This is a genomic window from Bradyrhizobium sp. AUGA SZCCT0182, from assembly GCF_018130185.1.
In the GTDB taxonomy this organism is placed as follows: domain Bacteria; phylum Pseudomonadota; class Alphaproteobacteria; order Rhizobiales; family Xanthobacteraceae; genus Bradyrhizobium.
Genome location: NZ_JAFCLY010000108.1, coordinates 1 through 1,165 on the forward strand (window position 1 = coordinate 1; position 1,165 = coordinate 1,165).

A 1,165-nucleotide genomic window follows, 5' to 3' on the forward strand; every position below is an offset into this window, starting at 1 on the left:
TGACCCAAAGCGGACATCGGGTCGCAGTTCTGGAACTTGTTGCCCTTCCCTTTCTCACTCGCCGTCCCGTCTTGAAGTGCTAGACTTCGACACGAACGAGGCGTTCTCCATTGGAGGCCCAATGAGACGGCGCGAATTCATCATGCTTCTCGGCGGCACCGCTGCGGCGTGGCCGCTTCCCTCGCGCGCGCAACATCGCAAAGCAATGCCGCGCGTCGGCGTGCTGTGGCACGCCGCCAACGCCAAGGAGGAAGCGGAATATCTGGGCGCGCTGACCAAGGCGTTTCAGGAGCTTGGTTATTTCGAAGGCAAGAACATCGAGCTGCACCACCGTTTTCCTGCTGAACGACCTGAGCGGTTTCGCGCGCTGGCGGAGGAACTTGCCGAAAGCAAAGTCGATGTGATCGTGGCTGTGACCGGACTTGGCGCGAAAGAGGCTAAACGAGCCACCGCCACCATTCCCATTGTCATTGTCGCCGATAATGACCCGGTTGGTAACGGACTTGTCGAGAGTCTGGCGCACCCTGGTGGCAACGTCACAGGCCTCTCGCTGATGGTCACTGACCTTGCAGGCAAGCGGTTCGCGCTATTGAAGGAAATCGTTCCGAAACTGGCCCGCGTGGCCTTCGTACTCGATCCCCGAGATGCTATTTCTAAGTCTGCCGTCATCGCTAACGGAAGAGCGGCGAAAGCTGCTGGGATTTTGATCCAAACATTCGATGTCACGACACCTGATGAAATCGAAAAGGCGTTTTCGGACATTGCCCGTGACGGCTTCGATGCCGCATACGTGGTTGGACCGCCACTGTACAATGAACGGGTGCAAGTGGGCGCATCAACTATAGCGCACAAGGTGCCGACCATTACAGGGAATGCTGAACAAGTCCCTTACGGCCTGCTGCTGTCCTACGGACCGGATTTTCTCGATCATTTCCGCCGCGCGGTCGGCTATGTCGACAAGATCCTGAAAGGCGCAAAGCCCGGCGATCTGCCGATCCAACAACCCACGCGCTTCAAATTGGTAATCAACCTCAAGACCGCCAAAGCCCTCGGCCTCTCCGTTCCGCCTTCGCTGCTGGCCACGGCCGACGAAGTCATTGAGTGACGCGGCGGACTTCTGCTGTTGGCACTTTTGAGACATGCCGACCGGCCCTGACGATGTCCG

At 58.2% G+C, this 1,165-nt stretch carries 1 protein-coding gene; it reads left to right on the plus strand.

Going from position 1 to position 1,165, the window contains the following annotated elements; translation table 11 throughout:
• The first annotated feature begins 121 nt into the window (after window positions 1–121).
• Window positions 122–1,105 carry an ABC transporter substrate-binding protein gene (locus JQ611_RS41445; RefSeq protein WP_211995926.1) on the plus strand — a complete coding sequence of 328 codons (984 nt, stop codon included), beginning with the start codon at window positions 122–124 and terminating at the stop codon, window positions 1,103–1,105.
• Window positions 1,106–1,165 lie beyond the last annotated feature (60 nt).